The organism is Bacillus sp. PS108, assembly GCF_037963335.1.
Taxonomy (GTDB): Bacteria; Bacillota; Bacilli; order Bacillales; family Bacillaceae; genus Bacillus; species Bacillus subtilis.
Genome location: NZ_CP150155.1, coordinates 3,903,496 through 3,926,083, shown reverse-complemented (window position 1 = coordinate 3,926,083; position 22,588 = coordinate 3,903,496). Strand labels below are relative to the sequence as shown.

Annotated in this window: 22 protein-coding genes and 4 riboswitches; of the genes, 11 read left to right on the top strand and 11 right to left on the bottom strand. The window is 45.9% G+C overall.

Annotation, left to right across the window (positions count from 1 at the left end; all coding sequences use genetic code 11):
- The first annotated feature begins 253 nt into the window (after window positions 1-253).
- The gene (gene bglS / locus NSQ16_RS20375; RefSeq protein ID WP_024571825.1) at window positions 254-982 is read left to right on the top strand and encodes a beta-glucanase; all 729 of its coding nucleotides are present in this window, start codon (window positions 254-256) and stop codon (window positions 980-982) included.
- Between the two features lie 155 nt (window positions 983-1,137).
- On the opposite strand, the gene citH is transcribed toward bglS, so the two are convergent.
- On the bottom strand, window positions 1,138-2,418 hold the full coding sequence (gene citH / locus NSQ16_RS20370) for a citrate transporter CitH (RefSeq protein ID WP_339232439.1): 1,281 nt from the start codon (window positions 2,416-2,418) through the stop codon (window positions 1,138-1,140).
- 200 nt (window positions 2,419-2,618) lie between these two features.
- Between citH and NSQ16_RS20365 the strand changes: the two genes are divergently transcribed.
- The 3 genes from NSQ16_RS20365 (at window position 2,619) to NSQ16_RS20355 (ending at window position 5,835) form a co-directional block, all read left to right on the top strand.
- The gene (locus NSQ16_RS20365; RefSeq protein ID WP_230488720.1) at window positions 2,619-4,679 is read left to right on the top strand and encodes a catalase; all 2,061 of its coding nucleotides are present in this window, start codon (window positions 2,619-2,621) and stop codon (window positions 4,677-4,679) included.
- A gap of 49 nt (window positions 4,680-4,728) precedes the next feature.
- On the top strand, window positions 4,729-5,019 hold the full coding sequence (locus NSQ16_RS20360) for a hypothetical protein (protein ID WP_014478421.1): 291 nt from the start codon (window positions 4,729-4,731) through the stop codon (window positions 5,017-5,019).
- A 144-nt stretch (window positions 5,020-5,163) separates the two neighbouring features.
- Window positions 5,164-5,835, top strand: a complete 672-nt coding sequence (locus tag NSQ16_RS20355; RefSeq protein ID WP_230488721.1) for a DUF3298 and DUF4163 domain-containing protein — start codon at window positions 5,164-5,166, stop codon at window positions 5,833-5,835.
- Window positions 5,836-5,876: 41 nt separating this feature from the next.
- Here NSQ16_RS20355 and NSQ16_RS20350 read toward each other — a convergent pair whose 3' ends face one another.
- Window positions 5,877-7,070, bottom strand: coding sequence for a NupC/NupG family nucleoside CNT transporter (locus tag NSQ16_RS20350; protein ID WP_014478419.1), 1,194 nt, complete (start codon window positions 7,068-7,070; stop codon window positions 5,877-5,879).
- A gap of 127 nt (window positions 7,071-7,197) precedes the next feature.
- A riboswitch (purine riboswitch) is annotated at window positions 7,198-7,299 on the bottom strand.
- A gap of 386 nt (window positions 7,300-7,685) precedes the next feature.
- Here NSQ16_RS20350 and NSQ16_RS20345 point away from each other — a divergent pair.
- The 5 genes from NSQ16_RS20345 (at window position 7,686) to NSQ16_RS20325 (ending at window position 12,283) form a co-directional block, all read left to right on the top strand.
- Complete coding sequence (locus NSQ16_RS20345) at window positions 7,686-8,534, top strand: methyltransferase domain-containing protein (RefSeq protein ID WP_230488722.1); 849 nt, start codon at window positions 7,686-7,688, stop codon at window positions 8,532-8,534.
- A 153-nt stretch (window positions 8,535-8,687) separates the two neighbouring features.
- Window positions 8,688-10,106: a GntP family permease gene (locus tag NSQ16_RS20340; RefSeq protein ID WP_069703593.1), complete on the top strand. Its 1,419-nt coding sequence runs from the start codon at window positions 8,688-8,690 to the stop codon at window positions 10,104-10,106.
- Window positions 10,107-10,129: 23 nt separating this feature from the next.
- Complete coding sequence (locus tag NSQ16_RS20335; protein WP_003227229.1) at window positions 10,130-10,846, top strand: succinyl-CoA--3-ketoacid CoA transferase subunit A; 717 nt, start codon at window positions 10,130-10,132, stop codon at window positions 10,844-10,846.
- Window positions 10,843-11,493, top strand: coding sequence for a succinyl-CoA--3-ketoacid CoA transferase subunit B (locus NSQ16_RS20330; RefSeq protein WP_003243049.1), 651 nt, complete (start codon window positions 10,843-10,845; stop codon window positions 11,491-11,493). Before NSQ16_RS20335 ends, NSQ16_RS20330 begins: the two co-directional genes overlap by 4 nt.
- Before the next feature lie 16 nt (window positions 11,494-11,509).
- Window positions 11,510-12,283 (top strand): 3-hydroxybutyrate dehydrogenase, encoded by a 774-nt coding sequence (locus NSQ16_RS20325; protein WP_069703594.1) that lies wholly within the window; start codon window positions 11,510-11,512, stop codon window positions 12,281-12,283.
- 51 nt (window positions 12,284-12,334) lie between these two features.
- On the opposite strand, the gene NSQ16_RS20320 is transcribed toward NSQ16_RS20325, so the two are convergent.
- From NSQ16_RS20320 to NSQ16_RS20280, 9 genes are all read right to left on the bottom strand, one after another.
- On the bottom strand, window positions 12,335-13,471 hold the full coding sequence (locus tag NSQ16_RS20320) for a 5-methyltetrahydropteroyltriglutamate--homocysteine S-methyltransferase (protein WP_069703595.1): 1,137 nt from the start codon (window positions 13,469-13,471) through the stop codon (window positions 12,335-12,337).
- A 77-nt stretch (window positions 13,472-13,548) separates the two neighbouring features.
- Window positions 13,549-13,655, bottom strand: a riboswitch (SAM riboswitch).
- 68 nt (window positions 13,656-13,723) lie between these two features.
- Complete coding sequence (locus NSQ16_RS20315; protein WP_163130332.1) at window positions 13,724-14,857, bottom strand: 5-methyltetrahydropteroyltriglutamate--homocysteine S-methyltransferase; 1,134 nt, start codon at window positions 14,855-14,857, stop codon at window positions 13,724-13,726.
- An 81-nt stretch (window positions 14,858-14,938) separates the two neighbouring features.
- Window positions 14,939-15,045: riboswitch (SAM riboswitch) on the bottom strand.
- A gap of 65 nt (window positions 15,046-15,110) precedes the next feature.
- The gene (locus NSQ16_RS20310; RefSeq protein ID WP_101172284.1) at window positions 15,111-15,599 is read right to left on the bottom strand and encodes an LURP-one-related/scramblase family protein; all 489 of its coding nucleotides are present in this window, start codon (window positions 15,597-15,599) and stop codon (window positions 15,111-15,113) included.
- Between the two features lie 128 nt (window positions 15,600-15,727).
- Window positions 15,728-15,991 carry a hypothetical protein gene (locus NSQ16_RS20305; RefSeq protein WP_010886640.1) on the bottom strand — a complete coding sequence of 88 codons (264 nt, stop codon included), beginning with the start codon at window positions 15,989-15,991 and terminating at the stop codon, window positions 15,728-15,730.
- A 288-nt stretch (window positions 15,992-16,279) separates the two neighbouring features.
- Window positions 16,280-16,408 (bottom strand): hypothetical protein, encoded by a 129-nt coding sequence (locus NSQ16_RS20300; protein ID WP_003227241.1) that lies wholly within the window; start codon window positions 16,406-16,408, stop codon window positions 16,280-16,282.
- A 104-nt stretch (window positions 16,409-16,512) separates the two neighbouring features.
- Complete coding sequence (gene pepT, locus NSQ16_RS20295; protein WP_003227243.1) at window positions 16,513-17,745, bottom strand: peptidase T; 1,233 nt, start codon at window positions 17,743-17,745, stop codon at window positions 16,513-16,515.
- A gap of 49 nt (window positions 17,746-17,794) precedes the next feature.
- Window positions 17,795-18,451, bottom strand: a complete 657-nt coding sequence (yxjL, locus tag NSQ16_RS20290) for a two-component system response regulator YxJL (protein WP_003227244.1) — start codon at window positions 18,449-18,451, stop codon at window positions 17,795-17,797.
- Window positions 18,438-19,661, bottom strand: a complete 1,224-nt coding sequence (yxjM, locus tag NSQ16_RS20285) for a two-component system sensor histidine kinase YxjM (protein ID WP_230488724.1) — start codon at window positions 19,659-19,661, stop codon at window positions 18,438-18,440. Before yxjM ends, yxjL begins: the two co-directional genes overlap by 14 nt.
- Before the next feature lie 17 nt (window positions 19,662-19,678).
- Entirely contained in the window at window positions 19,679-20,152 is a 474-nt protein-coding gene (locus NSQ16_RS20280; protein WP_029726184.1) for a DUF1453 family protein, read from the bottom strand.
- Window positions 20,153-20,392: 240 nt separating this feature from the next.
- On the opposite strand from NSQ16_RS20280, the gene galE reads away from it, so the two are divergent.
- A complete protein-coding gene (gene galE / locus NSQ16_RS20275) occupies window positions 20,393-21,412 on the top strand; it encodes a UDP-glucose 4-epimerase GalE (RefSeq protein WP_128993555.1) in 1,020 nt (339 codons plus the stop codon).
- Window positions 21,413-21,569: 157 nt separating this feature from the next.
- A riboswitch (guanidine-I (ykkC/yxkD leader) is annotated at window positions 21,570-21,672 on the top strand.
- Window positions 21,673-21,748: 76 nt separating this feature from the next.
- On the top strand, window positions 21,749-22,585 hold the full coding sequence (locus NSQ16_RS20270; protein WP_003242615.1) for a YitT family protein: 837 nt from the start codon (window positions 21,749-21,751) through the stop codon (window positions 22,583-22,585).
- Window positions 22,586-22,588: the final 3 nt, after the last annotated feature.

Below are 22,588 nucleotides of genomic sequence, written 5' to 3'. Positions count from 1 at the left end.
TACATTCACATATGAAAATGCTAGGATTGTTACTGATAAAGCAGGCAAAACCTAAATTACAATGAGTGCGGATCATCTCTGTCTGTGCTGATGGTAATTTAGGTTTTTATTTTTTTCAGAGGGAAGATGATGATAGTTACAGGATTCAAGTAAGTAAGATTCGGTATTATCATTATTTTGACCGATGTTCCCTTTTAAAAGAATCATGTAAGATCAACATAGAAAACGCTTTCGATGAAAGGGGAATGCCAATATGCCTTATCTGAAACGAGTGTTGCTGCTTCTTGTCACTGGATTGTTTATGAGTTTGTTTGCAGTCACTTCTACTGCCTCGGCTCAAACAGGTGGATCGTTTTTTGACCCTTTTAACGGCTATAACTCCGGTTTTTGGCAAAAAGCAGATGGTTATTCGAATGGAAATATGTTCAACTGCACGTGGCGGGCTAATAACGTATCAATGACGTCATTGGGTGAAATGCGTTTAGCGCTAACAAGCCCAGCTTATAACAAGTTTGACTGCGGGGAAAACCGTTCTGTTCAAACATATGGCTATGGACTTTATGAAGTCAGAATGAAACCAGCTAAAAACACAGGGATCGTTTCATCGTTCTTCACTTACACAGGTCCAACAGATGGAACTCCTTGGGATGAGATTGATATCGAATTTTTAGGAAAAGACACAACGAAGGTTCAATTTAACTATTATACAAATGGTGCAGGAAACCATGAGAAGATTGTTGATCTCGGGTTTGATGCAGCCAATGCCTATCATACGTATGCATTCGATTGGCAGCCAAACTCTATTAAATGGTATGTCGACGGGCAATTAAAACATACTGCAACAAACCAAATTCCGACAACACCTGGAAAGATCATGATGAACTTGTGGAATGGCACGGGTGTCGATGAATGGCTTGGCTCCTACAATGGTGTAAATCCGCTATACGCTCATTATGACTGGGTGCGCTATACAAAAAAATAATGCAAAATGTGAAAGAGCCTGCTGCAATATAGCAGGCTCTTATGATTGTAATGAGAAGTTGTTGGCATGAATCTTCTATTCACTCATAATATCCTATTTGATCTTCTCCCCTCTGTAAATCACGTACTCACTCAATGCTGATCAAGCTCATACATTTAGAAAGAAATAATCCCAATCAAAAGTGCGGCAATCGTCATCACAATCGTTGTTCCCACGGCCCATTTAATAGTGAATTTTTGATGGTCGCCAAAGCTGACGCCTGCCATTCCTACCAATAGATAGGTGGAAGGCACAAGTGGGCTGAGCAGATGCACAGGCTGCCCCAGCAAGGAGGCCCTTCCGATTTCAGCGGCGTCTATTCCGTAAGCGGAAGCGGCTTCGGCGATGATGGGAAGGACACCGAAGTAAAAGGCGTCATTCGACATGAAAAAGGTGAATGGCATGCTGACGATCGCAGTGATCAACGGCAGGTGCGGGCCCATGGCATCAGGGATGAGTGAAACGAGAGAATGCGCCATGGCATCGACCATTTTTGTGCCGGAGAGAATGCCTGTGAATATGCCCGCAGCAAACACCATTGAGACAACGTTTAACGCATTACCCGCATGCCCCGAGATTCGTTTCTGCTGCTCTTTGACATTTGGATAGTTGACCATCAAGGCGACGGCGAACGCAGTCATAAAAAGAACAGGGAGCGGCAGCAGGCTGGTGATCAGTGCGGCCATCAGAGCGACAGTCAGCAGCAGGTTAAACCATTGAAGAGCGGGGCGCTTGAGCGGTGCGGCCTCCGGATCGGAAGACGGTGCGTGATCAATCGAAATGACGCCGAGCCGCTTCCGCTCTTTCTTTCCGAGGATATAAGCAACGGCGATCACCCAGAGAATGCCGGCGATCATAGCGGGAATCAGCGGCGTGAAAACCTCTGACGTGTCCAATTTTAAGGAAGCCAAAACCCTCGCAGTCGGCCCGCCCCACGGGATAATATTCATAACCCCCGAACCGAGCATCGCTATTCCGGCTAACACCAAACGGTTCATGCCGAGCCGTTTGTAGAGAGGCAGCATCGCTGCAATGGTAATCATATAGGTTGTTGTCCCATCTCCGTCCAGCGAAATGGTCATGGTCAGAACCGCTGTGCCTACGGCGATTTTTAACGGATCTCCTTTGACAAACGATAAGATTTTGGCAATGAGAGGATCAAACAGGCCTGAGTCAATCATAATGCCGAAATACAGGATGGCGAATAACAGCATGATACCGGTAGGGGCGAGGTCTGTAACGCCCTGAATCATCATCTCGCCGAGATCTTTGCCAAATCCGCTGATCAGGGCAAACACAATAGGAACGACAATCAAAGCAATAAGAGCGGAAAGCCGGTTAGACATAATAAGGTACATAAAGACAATCATCATCACAAAACCGAGTATGGCAAGCATGATATGACCTCCCCTATTCAACAGCTTTTTTGGTAAGCGCTTCCATCCTTTCTTTCTGTGAAGAAGGCTTATTTCAAATGTGTATGACCGCATATTTATATGTAGACCAAAAATCCTAATGAGCGGATTAGCAGTTTATATGAAGAACGCCACGGGTAAATGTGCTGTAGAATGTTTCGTTTTAAAAAGGGGGAGCAGACATGAGTGATGACCAAAACAAACGTGTAAATGAACACTCAAAGGACGAGCAGCTTGAGCAGTACAGGGCCGATAACAGCGGGAAGAAAATGACGACAAACCAAGGCTTGCGAGTGTCAGAGGATGAGCATTCGTTAAAAGCCGGGGTTCGCGGCCCGACGCTGATGGAGGATTTTCACTTCCGGGAGAAAATGACGCACTTTGACCATGAGAGGATTCCGGAGCGCGTTGTGCATGCGCGCGGATTTGGCGTGCATGGCTTTTTTCAGGTTTACGAACCAATGACCGAGTACACACGGGCCAAATTTCTTCAGGACCCTTCGGTGAAGACACCGGTATTTGTCCGTTTCTCTACGGTTGCGGGTTCTAAAGGCTCCGCAGACACGGTGCGGGATGCCAGAGGCTTTGCGACAAAATTTTATACTGAAGAAGGAAACTATGACCTTGTGGGAAATAACATTCCGGTGTTTTTCATTCAGGACGCAATCAAATTTCCGGATTTGGTTCACGCGTTTAAGCCTGAGCCACACAATGAAATGCCTCAGGCCGCGACTGCCCATGATACGTTTTGGGATTTTGTCGCCAATAACCCTGAGTCGGCTCACATGGTGATGTGGACGATGTCTGACAGAGGCATCCCCCGCAGCTACAGAATGATGGAAGGCTTCGGCGTTCACACGTTCCGTTTTGTCAATGAACAAGGAAAGGCACGTTTCGTGAAATTTCACTGGAAGCCGGTGCTCGGCGTGCATTCTCTCGTATGGGATGAAGCGCAGAAAATTGCCGGGAAAGATCCGGATTTCCATCGCCGTGACCTGTGGGAAACAATTGAAAACGGCGGCAAGGTTGAATACGAGCTCGGCGTGCAGATGATTGATGAGGAAGATGAATTCAAGTTTGATTTTGATATTCTTGATCCGACTAAGCTGTGGCCGGAAGAGCTTGTGCCGGTGAAGATCATTGGGAAAATGACGCTGAACCGCAACCAGGATAATGTGTTTGCGGAAACAGAACAAGTCGCATTCCACCCGGGAAATGTCGTGCCGGGCATCGATTTTACAAATGACCCGCTATTGCAGGGGCGACTTTTCTCTTATACGGATACACAGCTGATTCGTCTTGGCGGTCCGAACTTCCATGAGCTTCCGATTAACCGGCCGGTATGTCCATTCCATAACAATCAATATGACGGTTATCATCGGATGACGATCAATAAGGGGCCTGTCGCTTATCATAAAAACTCACTGCAAAACAATGATCCGTCGCCTGCGACAGCTGAAGAAGGCGGCTACGTCCACTATCAGGAAAAAGTCGAGGGCAAAAAAATCCGCCAGCGAAGCGACAGCTTCAACGATTATTACTCACAGGCGAAGCTTTTCTGGAACAGCATGTCTCCTGTGGAGAAACAGCACATCATTTCTGCTTTCTGCTTCGAGGTCGGGAAGGTCAAAAGCAAAGACGTACAGCGGCAGGTCGTTGATGTCTTCAGCAATGTCGATACAGATTTAGCAGAAGAAATCGCCAAAGGAGTAGGCGTGGCGGCGCCCGCGAAGCGTAAAGCATCTAAAGAAATTCTTACTTCGCCTGCGTTAAGCCAAGCCCGTACAGTGAAAACCGCGTCAACAAGAAAAGTCGCTGTACTCGCCGGAAACGGATTTCATGAAAAAGAACTGCAAACAGTGCTGGAAGCCTTAAAGCAAGAAGGAATCACAGTAGATATCATCAGTCAAAATCTGGGGTATATGACAAGCGGCAGCGGACAGCAGCTTGAGGCCAGCGGCACGTTCCTGACGGTTGATTCTGTTCTGTATGATGCCGTCTATGCCGCAGGAGGGCCGGGGTTAAAAGACAACAAACAAGCGATGGCGTTTATCAGAGAAGCTTACAATCACTACAAGGCGATCGGTGCGGCAAATGAAGGAATTGACCTTCTTCAATCCTCTGTCGGGACAACAGAGGGGCCAGGCATCGTAACGGCTAAAGATGAACCTGACTACACCGCTTTCAGCAAGGCATTTATCGATGCGGTTTCTGCTCATCGCCATTGGGATAGACGAATTTGATCGGCTCCTGTATCTTTAAGGAAGATACTTTTCATAAGGAGCATGACAAATGAACGAAAAACAGCTCGCTGAAGCTTACGAACGCGATGAAAATATGATGATTTTGGTGTTTGCCCAGTGGTGCGTGAACCATGATCTTGATCCGATGGAGCTGTACGCCAAAGCGTATCCGCAGCAAAAGCTGAATGAAAGCTTGAAAAAAACCATGGACGATCTGGTCGTGCCAAAACACGAAGCAGAGCACATTCCGGACCAGACTGTCATTGCGGTATTAGAAATGTTCGGAAATACAGATTTGGCACAGGCCGTTCATGAAGCGATTTCTGGGCGCAAACAGTAAAAAAAGAGACATCCTGTGTCTCTTTTTTTATTGGAAAAATCATGCTGTTAGACCTAGAAACTTCTTTCGATTTAATCAGTCTATAAAAGTGTGTATTGCTTAAATAAGGGAATGATAAACAACGACATCAAAGGAGGAGATTGTATGAAATGGAATAACATGCTGAAAGCCGCGGGGATTGCAGTCTTGCTTTTTTCCGTAGTTGCATATGCGGCCCCATCTTTAAAAGCAGTTCAAGCGAAAACACCGACTGTCAGCACCCATACGTACAAAAAGATCAAGGAGTTAACGTATCCACAAGTGCATCACGTCGGGAATGCCGCGTTTGAAAAGAAAATCAATCAAGAGCTGAAAGTCTACATTGAACAATCGTATCAGGAATATCTGAAAAACAAAAAAGCAGGCGAACAGCAGGGCTTTAAAACGGAATATCAAACATCCTTCAGCGTCAAATACAATGCGGCAGGCAAGCTCAGCATTCAAACACTCAATTATATCTATTCAGGGGGCGCCCACGGTTTAACGTCTGTCCAGTCCTTCAACTATGACTTGAAAGCACAAAAGCGGGTGACGCTGGATCAGATTCTGAACACCAAAACAAAAGTCAGCAAAACGAGAGATTACCTATATAGCTATATCAAAAAACACGATGAGCTGTTTTTCCCTGATGTAAAGAAAGAGGATATAACCCTAAACAAAGACACAATGTTTTACTTTACGGCAAACGGAATCGCCATCGTCTTCGGCCAGTATGACTTGGGGCCTTATGCAGCGGGAATCCGGGATGTGCAGGTGCCAGCCTCTATTTATCAATAATGAAAAGAGCCATATCCGAAAAGGGATATGGCTCAATGTTTCTACCACACAAACAGGCCGACAATCGCAGCACTTAATAAAGATACCGCAATTCCGCTGACGAGGAGCTTCCACACGTTTCTCCCGATGACCGTTGACTTTTCTCCGTCAAGGATCGAATTGTACGTGCCGTAAATCATGCCGACCGTACTGAAGTTTGCAAAGGACGTCAGGAATGTCGTCGCCACCGCAACGGTGTGAGGCGGAAGGGATTTGAGATTGTTTTTCAAGTCAAGCATCGCAACAAACTCGTTCGTTGCTAATTTCATGCCCATCAGCTGAGCAACATACATCGCATCGTGCACTGGCAGTCCAAGCAGGAATGCGAACGGACTGAACAGATAAGCAAAAATCGTCTGGATGGTCAGGCCGTGTACGAAAACGCCAAGAATGCCATTAACTGCTGACGTTAATGCGACATATCCGATCACCATTGCCAAAATAACGATAACCATGTTCATGCCGACAAGCATACTGTTAGAAATCGTAGAGAAAAAGTCTTTCTTCTCTTCTTTAGGCGGTGTATAGATGATATCTTCATCCTCCGGCACGTGAACAGGATTCAGCAGGTTTGCGATAATCAGCGCGTTTAAGCAGTTCAAAGGAATGGCTGTAAACACGTATGTCGCAGGCACCATTGACAGATAAGATCCGATAATGGAGCCGCTGATGCTGCTCATGCTCATTAAGCCGAATGTGAGCAGGCGGTTGTTGCTTAAAACCGTTAGCTGCTGGCGAATAACCGCAAGTGCTTCGGTATTTCCCAGGAACATCATTTGAATAGAGAAAAAGCTTTCTAATTTCGGCAAGCGGGAAGCCTTTGAAATCACCCATCCGATTTTATCAATCAGCCAAGGCAAAATGCCGAAATACGTTAAAATATCAAAGAATGTGACGATAAAGATAATTGGAAGAAGCGCACTAAAGAAAAAGTCTACTGTTTCATTCGCCATTACTGACGGAAAGGCAAACGCGATACCGTCACTGGCGCAAGCAATCAGCCAAGTGAAGAAATCACCGATTTTACCGATAGCCCAGCTTCCGACTTTTGTTCCCAGCATAAACCAAGTAATCAGCAATTCCAGAACAATTAACGTCATGATCGGGCGCCACTTGATTTTCTTTTTCTGCGGAGAACATAGGAATACAACTGCCATAATCACAATGAGACCGACAAGGTTTAGTAAAAAGTACATGATAGCAACTCCTATGAGGGTTATTATGGAAACAAAAAAAGCTCTTATCCTTCACAAATTCTGGAAGTGCAGAAAGTGTGAAAAATAAGAGCAAACAGAAAAGAACTTGTCCTTTTCAACTCGTTCAAATTTATTCAAACTTTCTTGTAGTCTAGTTTTTTACGGTTACTAGGTAGAAACAATCAGACCATATTACTGATCATATACAAGAATGTCTTTTTCTAAGATGATAGCAGTATTTTATCCTTTCACTTTTTGAAAATCAACCTTTTTAACTATTTTCACAATAATAAAATTTATATTCTGAAATGAGAAAATAAAGGAAAAACATGCTGGATTGCTATGCTGATATGATGTTGGCGGGATACCAGCATGTCAGTACTGATTTTTCTTCACTATAAGGTTCTAGCTCCTGGAGATTTGTTGTATGATGGAAATGGGGAAACCCATACAGCAGAAAGGGAGTTTTTTTCATGATTATCCAATTCATTCGTTATAGATAATGACAGGTGTAGACAAACTGCCAGACCTGGCCAATTTTTGAGATAGGCCTAGGTTTATTTGTCTATGCCTTTTTCATTTAACTAAAAATGAATGAATGGGGTGTTTTTTATCATGAAGCGAACAGTTGATTTCAGCATGTTTCGATGCCCGCTCTGCGATTCTTCTATGGATGCGGCATCAGGGAAAAGCTTGATTTGTACAGAACGAGGACATACATTTGATCTATCTCGGCACGGCTACGTGAACTTTCTGACGAAGCCGGTCAAAACCAGTTACGGTGCTGAGCTTTTTGAAGCGAGGAGCAGGCTGATTGGAGAATGTGGTTTTTTTGACCCGCTCCATGATGCGATTGCAGAACTCATCAGTCATCCCAAATCTGGTCATGAGGCATTCACCATCCTGGACAGCGGTTGCGGTGAGGGTTCTCATTTGAATGCGCTTTGCGGGTTTGATTATGCAGGGAAAGCAGCGATAGGATCCGGCATAGATCTTTCGAAGGATGGGATCTTAAAAGCTTCTAAGGCATTCAAAGATCAGATGTGGGCGGTTGCCGATGTGGCGCATGCTCCTTTTCATGATCGCCAATTTGATGTTGTGCTGTCTATTTTTTCGCCGTCCAATTATGCAGAGTTTCATAGACTGCTGAAGAATGATGGCATGCTCATAAAAGTAGTGCCGCGAAGCGACTATTTAATAGAATTAAGGCAATTTTTATATACTGATTCACCAAGGCGCACGTATTCCAATACGGCAGCAGTTGAGCGTTTTACAGCAAATGCAGCACACAGCCGTCCTGTCAGGCTGCGCTATGTTAAAACGCTTGACCAGCAGGCAATTCACTGGCTTCTCAAGATGACGCCGCTTGCCTGGTCGGCGCCGAAAGATCGAGTCAGCCTGCTGAAAGAGATGAAATCAGCCGATATTACGGTTGATGTTGATATCCTAATAGGAATGAAATGAATGGCAGAGGAAAGCTCCGAAAAAAGGAGCTTTCCTTTTTTAATCGGAATAGTTGGCCCACGCTTCTCGTACATATGGAAAGGGGACGGAAACAGCCGATGCGGACAGGTTTTTGTAAACGCTTTCTAGTTCGCGGAAACGGGGGATGTGTGTGTGGAACTGATCATCATTCTATTGGCGTTAGGTTTGCTGATGTTTACGGCGTATCGGGGATTTTCTGTCATATTGTTTGCGCCGATTTGCGCGTTATTCGCGGTGCTGCTGACAGATCCAAGCCATGTGCTTCCTTTTTTTTCATCAATTTTTATGGAGAAGATGGCGGGTTTTATTAAGCTGTATTTCCCAGTGTTTTTGCTCGGTGCCATTTTTGGAAAGGTCGTTGAAATAGCCGGGCTTGCGGCATCAATCGCGAAAACAATTGTCCGGCTTGTCGGGGCAAAAAGAGCGATACTTGCCATTGTGCTGATGGGTGCTGTCTTGACGTACAGCGGTGTCAGCCTGTTTGTTGTCGTATTTGCCGTATATCCTTTTGCGAAAAACATGTTCCAAGAAGCAAACATACCAAAACGCCTCATCCCGGGAACGATTGCTTTAGGGGCTTTTACGTTTACGATGGACGCACTTCCGGGAACGCCGCAAATCCAAAATGTCATCCCGACGTCGTTTTTCAAAACAGACATTTATGCCGCCCCTTGGCTGGGTTTGATGGGCGCAGTGATTGTGCTGGCAGCTGGGATGCTCTATTTGGAATCAAGGCGGAAGAAAGCGCAGGCATCTGGCGAAGGCTATGGCGGTTTTGATTCGCAGAATGCTCCTGCTCCTGAATCGATTGAGTCCGCGGCTGAACCGGACAAAAGCCCGATTCGGCACGCGCTTGCCTTTGTCCCGCTTATTCTCGTCGGTGCAGTGAATAAATATTTCACCATTTACCTGCCAAAGTGGTATCCGAATGGATTTGATTTTTCTTCCATAGGATTAAAGGAGTTCGGCAGGCTTGATATTTCTTCCGCGGCTGCTATTTGGTCGGTGGAGATTGCTTTAGTGATTGGCATCATCACAACGATTTTATTTGATTGGAGAAGTGTGTTTGCCCAATTGAAGGAAGGGCTGAATGAAGGAATTGGCGGCGCCTTGCTGGCATCTATGAATACGGGTGCTGAGTACGGGTTCGGCGGCATTATCGCCGCGCTGCCGGGGTTTCATAAGCTGAGCAGCGGAATTTCACATACTTTTACCGATCCGCTTGTAAATGGCGCCGTTACGACAACTGCGCTGGCGGGAATCACCGGCTCGGCTTCGGGAGGAATGGGCATTGCGTTAAGCGCAATGTCAGAACAATACTTACAGGCGATTCAGGCTTACAATATTCCGCCAGAGGTGATGCATCGGGTCATTTCAATGGCATCAGGCGGGATGGATACACTGCCGCATAATGGCGCCGTTATCACGCTTCTGGCCGTGACGGGTTTGACCCACCGGCAATCCTATCGCGATATTTTTGCGATCACGCTCATTAAAACGGCTGCCGTATTTGCTGTGATCGCGATTTACAGCCTGACTGGTCTAGTGTAGAAGAATACGAAAGGGGCATCAATATGGGAAAAGTGCTGTCATCAAGCAAGGAAGCTGCGAAACTGATTCATGATGGGGATACGCTGATCGCGGGAGGGTTTGGGCTGTGCGGCATCCCTGAACAGCTCATTTTGTCTATAAGAGATCAGGGAGTAAAGGATTTAACCGTTGTCAGCAATAACTGCGGAGTCGATGACTGGGGGCTTGGTTTGCTTCTGGCTAACAAGCAAATCAAGAAAATGATCGCTTCCTATGTCGGTGAAAATAAAATTTTTGAGCGGCAGTTTTTAAGCGGAGAGCTCGAGGTCGAGCTTGTTCCCCAAGGAACGCTCGCTGAGAGAATTCGTGCAGGCGGTGCAGGCATACCGGGATTTTATACGGCGACAGGCGTCGGCACCTCCATAGCCGAGGGAAAAGAACATAAAACATTCGGCGGCCGGACTTATGTGCTGGAGCGAGGCATTACCGGCGATGTGGCGATTGTCAAAGCGTGGAAAGCGGACACCATGGGCAATTTGGTTTTTAGGAAAACGGCGAGAAATTTCAATCCCATTGCCGCCATGGCAGGCAAGATCACGATTGCCGAGGCGGAAGAAATCGTGGAAGCAGGAGAGCTCAATCCAGATCACATCCATACGCCGGGAATTTACGTACAACATGTCGTGCTTGGCGCGAGCCAAGAAAAACGGATTGAAAAACGAACAGTTCAGCAAGCATCGGGAAAGGGTGAGGCCAAGTGAAGGAAGCGAGAAAACGAATGGTCAAACGGGCTGTACAAGAAATCAAGGACGGCATGAATGTGAATCTCGGGATTGGCATGCCGACGCTTGTCGCAAATGAGATACCCGATGGCGTTCACGTCATGCTTCAGTCGGAAAACGGCTTGCTCGGAATCGGCCCCTATCCTCTGGAAGGAACGGAAGACGCGGATTTGATCAATGCGGGAAAGGAAACGATCACTGAAGTGACGGGCGCCTCTTATTTTGACAGCGCTGAGTCATTCGCGATGATAAGAGGCGGGCATATCGATTTGGCTATTCTTGGCGGAATGGAGGTTTCGGAGCAGGGGGATTTGGCCAATTGGATGATCCCGGGCAAAATGGTAAAAGGGATGGGCGGCGCCATGGATCTCGTCAACGGGGCGAAACGAATCGTTGTCATCATGGAGCACGTCAATAAGCATGGTGAATCAAAGGTGAAAAAAACATGCTCCCTTCCGCTGACAGGCCAGAAAGTCGTACACAGGCTGATTACGGATTTGGCTGTATTTGATTTTGTGAACGGCCGCATGACACTGACGGAGCTTCAGGATGGTGTCACAATTGAAGAGGTTTATGAAAAAACAGAAGCTGATTTCGCTGTAAGCCAATCTGTACTCAATTCTTAATGGGAAGGTGTTTGACATGAGAAAACAAGTCGCTTTGGTGACAGGGGCTGCCGGCGGAATCGGATTCGAAATGGCAAGAGAATTCGCCCGGGAAGGTGCCAGCGTCATCGTTTCAGACCTCCGTCCGGAAGCATGTGAAAAAGCAGCCTCCAAGCTTGCAGAAGAAGGCTTTGACGCGGCGGCCATTCCGTATGATGTGACAAAGGAAGCGCAAGTTGCTGATACGGTAAACGTCATCCAAAAACGATACGGCCGCTTGGATATTCTGGTGAACAATGCCGGTATTCAGCACGTCGCTCCGATTGAAGAGTTTCCGACAGACACCTTTGAACAGCTGATCAAGGTCATGCTGACGGCTCCCTTTATTGCAATGAAGCATGTTTTTCCGATCATGAAAAAACAGCAGTTTGGCAGAATCATTAATATTGCGTCTGTTAATGGATTAGTGGGCTTTGCAGGGAAATCCGCTTATAATAGCGCCAAGCACGGCGTCATTGGACTCACAAAAGTAGGGGCGCTGGAAGGCGCGCCCCACGGCATAACAGTCAATGCGCTCTGTCCGGGTTATGTCGATACCCAGCTTGTACGCAATCAGCTTAGCGATCTATCGAAAACTAGAAATGTCCCTTACGACTCTGTACTTGAACAAGTCATTTTTCCGCTTGTGCCGCAAAAGCGACTGCTTTCCGTCAAGGAAATTGCGGATTATGCCGTGTTTTTGGCAAGCGAGAAGGCGAAGGGCGTCACTGGGCAGGCTGTCGTCCTTGATGGGGGCTACACCGCACAATGACATAAAAAACACACTTGCTCCGCTAGGGAATCAAGTGTGTTTTTTCTTTGCTTATTTCCAAACATCATTAGCGATCTCAACCACATGGCGGAGCTTCGCCCATTGCTGTTCTTCAGTCAGCTTATTGCCTTCCTCAGTTGAAGCGAATCCGCATTGAGGGCTGAGGCAAAGCTGGTCTAAGCTTACATAACGGGACGCTTCTTCGATACGGCGTTTCACGTCATCCGGATTTTCAAGCTCACCGAATTTAGATGTCACTAAGCCAAGAACAAGCTGAAGATCAGACCGTTTTACGTAACGGAGCGGCTCAAATCCGCCTGAGCGTGAATCATCATACTCTAAGAAAAGTCCGTCAAGATTCAAGCCGTCAAAAATGGTTTCGGCTGCTGCGTCATAGCCGCCTTCCGCTGTCCAAGTGGACTGGAAGTTGCCGCGGCAAATATGCATGGTTACCGTCAAGTCATCCGGGCGGTCTGCAATCGCGTCGTTAATGGATTTCGCAAACAGCTGGCGAAGCTCGTCAGGCGTTGTTCCGAACGCTTCGATTTGTTTTAAGCCTTTTTCTGATAAGAAAACGGCCCACGCTGTATCATCAAGCTGGAGGTAGCGGCAGCCTCTGTCATAAAACGCTTGAATCGCTTTTTTATATGCTTTGGATACATCGTGCTGGAAAAGTTGATAATCGTTTTTGTATTCATCCTTTTCCAGTTTTCCGCGGAAAAACAGCATATTCGGACTTGGAATCGTCATCTTTGGCGTCGCGTCACCGGCAATGCTATGGAGAAATGAGTAATCTTCAAGCATTGGGTGAGTTGAAAAGTCGATATCACCTGTGACTTTAATGCCGCGTGCTTTTGTCTGTACGTTATGGAATTGAATGCCTTGCTCAGGAGTAAACGGCTCAACGCCATCTAAGTTTTCCAGGAAATCAAAGTGCCACCATGCTCTGCGGAATTCACCGTCTGTCACGACGTTCAGGCCGGTTTCCTTCTGTTTTTCCACAATGCGGATAATTTCATCGTTTTCGATCTGGCGAAGCTGCTCAGCCGTAATATCGCCGGCCGCTTTTTGCAGCCGCGCTTTTTTAACGGGCTCAGATCTCAACAGGCTTCCGACTTGATCCGCGCGAAACGGCGGTTTTTTTCTTTGAAGTGATTTTTGTTCTGCGGGTGTTGTTTGTTGTGACATGTTGTCCATTCCTTCTTTCCATTCAAATGTAAAAAAGCTCTTCCTTTGGATAAGGAAGAGCTTGCGTGACAATCTCAACCTTATCTTCAAGAGCAATCATTGCTCTAAAGGATTTAGCACCATTCTGTTAAACAGCGGTTGCCGGGTATCGCAGGGCCAGTCCCTCCACCTCTCTTGATAAGGAAAACCTTTTTATGAAATTTTCTGATAGTATCTATTATTCACACATTTTCTATTTCTGTCAATGATAGATTATCTCCACACATCGTTGGCAATGTCGATGACATGGCGAAGCTTTGCCCATTGCTGCTCCTCTGTCAGAAGGTTGCCTTCTTCTGTAGAGGCGAAACCGCACTGCGGGCTCAGGCATAGCTGGTCCAAGCTGACAAAACGCGCGGCTTCATTGATACGGCGTTTCACATCCTCAGGATTTTCAAGCTCGCCGTATTTCGATGTGATCAAGCCGAGCACAATTTGCAGATCCTTGCGCTTCACAAAACGGAGCGGATCAAAGTTTCCGGAGCGGTCATCATCGTATTCCAAGAAAAGGCCGTCAAGGTTTAAGCCGTCCAAAATCGTTTCCGCTACAGCGTCGTACCCTCCTGATGCCGCCCAGGTTGAGCGGAAGTTGCCGCGGCAAATGTGCATTGTGATCGTTAAATCGTCAGGCCGGTCTGCGACGGCATCGTTAATTGTTTTGGCAAATATGGCTGGCAATGTTTCTGGATCACCGCCGAGCGCCCGGACAACCTCTCTGCCTTTTTCCTCAAAGAAGAGAGACCATGACGTATCATCAAGCTGGAGATAACGGCAGCCAGCATCATAGAAGGCTTTGATTGCTTTTTTGTACGCTTGGGCCAGATCATGAAAGTATTTCTCTTGATCGTCATAAATGCCTTTATCCGCCTTTTCGCCAAAAAACAGCATATTTGGGCTGGGAATGGTCAATTTTGGCGTCGCGTTACCAGCAATCTCATGTAAAAATTGATAATCAGCAAGCGCTGGGTGGCTCGTAAAATCGAGTTTTCCCGTCACTTTGATGCTGCGCGCTTTCGTTTTTGTGTTATGGAACTGAATCCCCTCAGCCGGGATGAACGGTTCCACACCGTCAAGCCCTTCCAGGAAGTCATAATGCCACCAAGAACGCCGGAATTCCCCGTCTGTTACCACATCGAGACCGATTTCTTTTTGTTTTTCCACGATGCGGGTGATCTCTTGATTTTCGATATCACGAAGCTGTTCCGCTGTCATCTCACCAGCCGCTTTTTTTTGCCGGGCTTCCTTTACCGGAACGGAACGAAGCAAACTGCCGACATGATCGGCGCGGAAAGGTGCTTTGCGTTGTTTTTCTGTTTTTTGTCCTGCAACATTCGTTTGTTGAGCCATGTTATTCGCCTCTTTTCTGAAATATTGAGCATGTAAAAAGCTCTTCCTTTGTGAAGGAAGAGCTTGAATGATCAAATCTCCGCCTCATCTGCAAGAACGCAATGTTCTTAAGGATTTAGCACCATTCTGTTTGAAACAGCGGTTGCCGGGTATCATAGGGCCAGTCCCTCCACCTCTCTTGATAAGGTACAACTTCATATTCAGATTTCAATTATCTTAATATTATTACTTTTGGATCAATTGTCAATGCTTTTTAGAAAATACTTTCATCTTCATCGTTATATAAAACCATATCAAGCACGATAGCGATGGCAGTGCAAATCAGAACATCTTCCTCGTTTGCAATCTGCAAGTGATAGGAATCACCCCAGCTGAGCCACTTTTTGCTCACTGACATCCGGACATTTTCCCCGTCCGTCAGCTGGAATTCATCCCTCCATAAATCACCATCGATTTCCCAGTTAAGCCCGGAAATCACAAATTTCGGTTTGAAAAACGTTGCTTTCTTCGTTACCTCACAAACTGTTTTCCCGCCAATTGAAATCTCATAGCGCGGCAATAAAGACATTAGTTTTTGTTCTATGGAAACGAGCGTTTTCCCAGATGAGTCTGTCATTTGTAATGAGTCTCCTAACGAGAAAAAACGCCCCTCCACCTTGAATGTTTCTTGTTCATCCCGGTCATAAATGTGAAATGCATCTTTAAATGAGAACATTTTTTGTTTCATAAATAACTCGATCATTGCTGAAGTCTCCTTTGGGTTTGCCTTGTATGAAATTACGGATAGGTGGCGAAAAGGTTTCAGGCTCTAAATCAAAACAATTTTAAAAGGCTGCGTGATTCAGCAGCCTTTTCGTTTGAAATATAGAATTAGGAAAGATGCATCCGGCGTTTTTGGCGGATGGCGTCAAGGTCGATTAGGTTGTTGTGATGAGGTGCGGCTGCTGGCAGAGGGCTTGTCTTTTGCGGTTTGCGGCGATTGTCCTTGCTGAAAGAAAAAAGAAGATAGCCGCATAATGCGATGATAATAAATAGGATCATATTACATACCTCCCAAAAAAAGTTTTGGTACTCTCTATTGTACGGATAAAATGCCAAAAAGTATTCAAAAAATTCTAAATCAATAAATAACAAGAAACTGTCCCTCTAAAACAGTATAACCTGATGACCTGAAAATAGTCTTGAATCACGCTGTTTGCTCTTGTTGATGATTGGTTCTATAGTTACTATCGACGATAAAATAAATTCCTTTATATAACTTTTAACCTAAGTTTGCGTAATTCGAATTGCCTGTTTTTGGGTGCTGTATTCTTGCTTGTTTGGTTTATACCCTATTTTGCGGAATTGAACACAAAAAACCCAAATTACGGAGCATTTGGGCGGTACGGGTGAATAGGGATTGTATTTAGGGATTTGAATGTTTTATTTGAAGAAGCGTTTGAACATTTTTCTGATTTTTTGAAATGGGCTGGATTTCTTTTGCATGTTAAGCGGCCTGGAAATGATCCATTTTTTCAAGAGACTCTTTGCAGCGATTGCATGTTTTGTCATTGTTTTTCCTCCTCATTTGTTGATACTTGTTTTACGGAGGACGCGTTTAAAATGTTTCATTTTCACACAAAAAAGCCAGTCCTTTTTTGGACTGGCTTTTGGCGTTATGCTTGCGCTTCAAACTGCTTTGCAATCTCAACGATGACATTTACGGCTTTGACCATGTTGTCAACTGAGATGTATTCAAATTTGCCGTGGAAGTTTTCCCCGCCTGTAAAGATGTTTGGCGTCGGAAGCCCCATGTAGGACAGCTGTGATCCGTCGGTTCCGCCGCGGATGGGGGAAATCTTCGGTTCGATGCCGAGGTTTTCCATCGCTTGCTTGGCAATGTTGACGATTTCGATGACAGGTTCAATTTTCTCTCTCATGTTGTAGTATTGGTCGTTCATATCCAGCAGAATCCGGTCTTGCCCGTATTCGTTTTGAAGTTCTTCAACGACACGTTTCATTGTTTCTTTTCTGTTTTGGAAATTCTCTTTGTCAAAGTCTCTAATAATGTAGTGGAGCTTTGTTTCCTCTACGTCTCCTTGAATCGACAGCAGGTGGTAGAAGCCTTCATAGCCTTCCGTATATTCAGGCGCTTCGTCTGCCGGCAGCAGGCTGTTCAGCTTCATCGCGATTTTCGCAGAGTTGATCATTTTTCCTTTAGCTGTTCCGGGATGTACGTTGTTGCCTTTAATCGTAATTTTTGCGGCAGCGGCATTGAAGCTTTCATATTCAAGCTCGCCGAGCGGCCCTCCGTCAACCGTGTAGGCAAAGGAAGCATTGAACCGTTTCACATCAAATTTGTGCGGCCCTCTTCCGATTTCTTCATCAGGCGTAAAGGCGACTCTGATTGTGCCGTGCTTGATTTCAGGGTGTTTGATGAGGTAATCCATGGCTGTCATGATTTCAGCGATACCGGCCTTATTGTCTGCGCCGAGAAGGGTGGTGCCGTCTGTGGTGATGAGTGTATGGCCCTTATAGCCGGACAGCTCAGGAAATTGATCAGGTGACAGGGTGACCTGCAGCTGTTCGTTAAGAACGATGTCTTTTCCATCATAGCTTTCGATGATTTGCGGATTCACGTTTTTGCCGGTAAAGTCTGTAGCGGTGTCGACGTGAGCGAGAAAACCGATTGTCGGCACGTCTTTTTCAGTATTGGAGGGAAGAGTTGCCATGACATAGCCGTTTTCATCAATGGCTGCATCCTGCATGCCGATGGACTTCAATTCATCAACGAGCATGTTTCCTAATGTCAATTGGCCGGGTGTGGAAGGACAAGTGTCAACGGATTCATCGGACTGTGTGTCGACTTTTACATATGTAGTAAACCGTTCAATGATTTCTTCTTTCATTTCCAATCATCTCCTTTGTCTTATTTTAGCATGGCGGGATGAGAGATTTCTATTGCACAATACCGTTTCGAATGGCAAAAACGACTGCCTGTGTCCGGTCTTGGGCATTGCATTTTTGCAGGATGCGGTGCACGTGGGTTTTCACAGTGCTTTCACTGACGAAAAGCTTTTCAGCAATATCCTCATTTCTCAGTCCGTAGGCCATTTGCTGAAGAACCTCAAGCTCTCTTTTGGTGAACGGCTCTGCCAGTTCTTCTGCATGAGGCTGTTGTTTCGCTCGAAATGTCTCACTGATAATTTTAGCAGCTGTGACTGTACGGAAAATCGCCTCGCCTCTCGCCGCAGCGCGAATCGCATCTATCAACTCCTCAGGAAGTGTATCCTTCAGCAGATAGCCGACTGCGCCCGCACGGATGCCTTCAAATACGTATTCTTCCGTGTCAAAGGTGGTTAAAATGACTATCTTTGTATCTGGAAGTGCGGACATAATGTCTTTCGCCGCTTCGATGCCTGAGCAATGCGGCATCTGGACATCCATGAGGATGACATCGGGTTTTGTTTGTTTTGCGAGTGCTATAATATCGTGACCGTCGCCGGCCTCGCCAGAAACCGTCATATCCGGCTGTGCGTTGATGATGTAGCGGAAGCCTTCACGCACAAGCGGCTGATCATCGGCAAGCGCGACGCGTATGTTATCTTTGTTCATCTTTTTGCTCCTTATGCGTTGTCATGAGCGGCAATGACAGCTCAATTTTCAGGCCGCTCGGCTGTACGGCACTGAAAGTAAGGGAACCGCCTGCTTTTTCTGCGCGCTCTTTCATTCCTGTCAGGCCAAATCCATAAGTAAGGCTGCCGGTGAATTGTCCGTCGTCGGTGATTGTGACATAGAGATGGGACTTGTCATTAGAAATGACGGCCGCCGCATGAGAAGCGTCAGCGTGACGAATGATATTGGTCAGCGCTTCCTGCAAGATGCGGTAGATCGTTTCGCTCACGTTTGGAGGCCAAGACTCTTCTGACAGTCCGGCAGTATCTAAAGAAACGTGCAAGCCGCTCCGTTCCTCCACTTGATGAATGAGCCCCCGCAAAGCGGTAAGCCCCACCATCGATTCACTACGGCCCATTTGGTGAACAACAGACCGCACTTCTTGAAGACACTCCCTGGCGACACTCAGTACATTTTGAATGACTTTTTCTGAATCCTCCTTGCTGCTTTTAAGGATATAGGGAAGGGATTGAAGCTGAACAATCACAGAAGTCAGCTCGTGACCGATGCTGTCATGAATGTCGCGGGCAATTCTTGTACGTTCCTCAAGGACCGCGTACCTTAATGAAAGAACAGAAGCCTCCTGCAGCTCTGCATGCGCTTTCTGGAGTTCTTTATGAGCATGCTCCAGCTGCACATGCATTTTTGCCAATTCAGCATGATTCCGTTCAGCCTCCCTTCTCGCTTCTCGTCTGAAACGCATGGAGGAGAAGAGGACGTAGAGTCCGATCATGATCGAGATGTTGCTGATGATATCGTCCCAGCTGCTGTCAAAAATAGAATACAAAAAGAAAGCATTGCCCCCAATTAGGCACACTGTAAGGATCAAAGACAGCCGTGCAGGAAGCTTTATGGCTGCATAAACCATTAAAAATACGAGTAAAAAAAAGGCGGCTCCCTGCTCTTGGCCGGAAACAGCCCAAAAGAAATCGGTCAGGAGCCAGAGTCCGATGAATATGCAAAAACTAACAGCAGTGGATGCCACATAGGGAATGATCCAAATGAATGCTAAGTATACCGCAAATACAAATGCTAACAAAATGGGATCAGCTTTGGCTGGGTGAGATAAAAATTGTATGCAATTCAAAATGAGAATAAGGCTCGGCACAAGCTTCTTGTAGTAGTGCCGAGCCGGAGTTTGTCCGTTCATGCTGATCCTTCTTTCGGTTATTGAATGGATACTTTGCCGTCGGTCAGCCGTCGGTATGCTTTGTAAAGCATGATGTTGCGTGCTGTGATGGTGCCGAGGGGAATGAAGAACATAGAATGAATAATGGCAATAAACATCTCGTTGCTCTCAGGCAGCCATGTTCTCGCGGCCATGCGCAAAGAAAGTATCACTAGAATGAGAATAACACTTCCAAGGGAGCCGCGTGAAGTGACCTTTCCGGTTTCCGGGTGAATCCGCACGTTTACCATCTTTCCAATGCCAAACCCGCAGGCCAGCCCGATTAATAATAAAATGCCGCTGATCGCCACATGTAATACGGAATGAAAATACGCCGGCTGAAACGATGCTGATACGCCCCATAAGAGCAGCAGCGGAATGATCAGCAACTTCCCGGGTCTGACAGCTCTCTCTCGGTACATCGATAAAATAATAAGAATCAATACAATAAAAATATATGGGCTCATCGCCATGTCATCAAATCCTTTCTGCATTAAGCATAGCGAAAAAGGGAAAGGAAAACGTCAACCGGCAGATTGATTTTTCAGCTGCTATACTTGGTCGCGCTGCATAAAGTCATGTAACATGGCGTGAAAATGCTGATAACATATGAAAAAACTATTAATAAACGATTAAACTTCTTAAAAATGGATGTGGAGCCGTCCTAAACACTATATAATAATAGCAGGTCATTTTTTAGGAGGGTTTACATCATGGCAATACTTGTTACTGGTGGTGCCGGGTACATTGGCAGCCACACATGTGTTGAATTATTGAACAGCGGCTACGAGATTGTTGTTCTTGATAATCTGTCCAACAGTTCGGCTGAGGCGCTGAACCGTGTAAAGGAGATTACGGGAAAAGATTTAACGTTCTACGAAGCGGATTTATTGGACCGGGAAGCAGTAGATGCGGTTTTTGCTGAAAATGAAATCGAAGCTGTGATTCATTTTGCTGGGTTAAAAGCAGTCGGTGAATCTGTTGCGATTCCGCTCAAATATTATCATAACAATCTTACAGGAACGTTTATTTTATGTGAGGCCATGGAGAAATACGGCGTCAAGAAAATCGTGTTCAGTTCATCCGCGACAGTATACGGCGTTCCGGAAACATCGCCGATTACGGAAGACTTTCCATTAGGCGCGACAAATCCTTATGGGCAGACGAAGCTCATGCTTGAACAAATATTGCGTGATTTGCATACAGCCGACAATGAGTGGAGCGTTGCGCTGCTTCGTTACTTTAACCCGTTCGGCGCGCATCCTAGCGGACGGATTGGTGAAGACCCGAACGGAATCCCAAATAACCTTATGCCGTATGTGGCACAGGTAGCAGTCGGGAAGCTCGAGCAATTAAGCATATTCGGAAATGACTATCCGACAAAAGACGGGACAGGCGTACGCGATTATATTCACGTCGTTGATCTCGCAGAAGGCCACGTCAAGGCGCTGGAAAAAGTATTGAACTCTACAGGAGCCGATGCATACAACCTTGGAACAGGCACAGGTTACAGCGTGCTTGAAATGGTCAAAGCCTTTGAAAAAGTGTCAGGGAAAGAGGTTCCGTACCGTTTTGCGGACCGCCGCCCGGGAGACATCGCCACATGCTTTGCAGATCCTGCGAAAGCCAAGCGGGATCTGGGCTGGGAAGCGAAACGCGGCCTTGAGGAAATGTGCGCTGATTCCTGGAGATGGCAGTCTTCTAATGTGAATGGGTATAAGAGTGCGGAATAAGAATGGAGGCCTTCTCAATAGAGAAGGCCTTTTTAAAGAACAAGAACGCCTCTTAAGGTACCCTTGTAAGTTTTTTCAGTTCCGCAAATACCCCTTGAACCAATTCGAACCGTCCCTTATAATGCTAATATTGGAAAGTGAAAAGGATATGATAAAAACAGTGGTTTTCTAGGGTTCCGCAATGCAAATTGGACTGTGACCGAGAGAAAACACATAGCAGCTTGGCTGTTATGACACGGTGGGATAAAAGCCCAGGAGTTTCTGCTCTTTTTCGAGAGCGTTCTCCTGGGTTTTTTTATTTGCTAGAACAGAACAATGAGAAGGAGTGTTTTCGTGATGAAAAAGAGAATGCTGGATGTACTTATGCTTGTGATTGGCGCTTTTTTCTTCGCGCTTGCGGTTAATTTATTTGCGATTCCCAATGATCTTGGGGAAGGCGGAGTCACTGGGATTACGCTGATATTGTATTATCTGTTTCAATGGTCTCCTGGTGTCACGAACTTTATCTTAAATGCGTTTTTGCTTTTAATCGGCTACAAGTTTCTGGATGGAAAAACAACGGTTTATACGATCATTGCGGTTGCGGCAAATTCGCTTTTTCTTCATCTGACACATGGGTGGAGCATTCCGTCTGATGAATTGATCATTAATACGATTTTCGCAGGTGTATTTGCGGGAGTCGGGATCGGCATGATTATCCGGGTCGGCGGGACGACGGCTGGTTCCGCGATTCTGGCCAGAATTGCTAATAAATATTTAGACTGGAATATCAGCTATGCACTCTTGTTTTTTGATTTAATCGTAGTATTTAGCTCTTATTTTATTATTGGTGCAGAAAAAATGATGTTTACGATCGTGATGCTGTATATCGGTACCAAAGTGATGGACTTCATTATTGAAGGTTTGAATACGAAAAAAGCCATTACGGTCATTTCAGAAAATAAGAGTGAGATTGCAGAGCAGGTAAATACCTTGATGGATCGGGGCGTGACGATTTTATCAGGGAAGGGAAATTATACGGGCCAATCAAAAGAGATTTTGTATATCGTCATTAACAAACAGGAGCTGTCTATGCTGAAAAAAATCATTAGAAGCTGCGACAAAAAAGCGTTTGTGATCGTTCATGACGTACGCGATGTGTTTGGCGAAGGGTTTGTGGATATATCTAAATAAAGA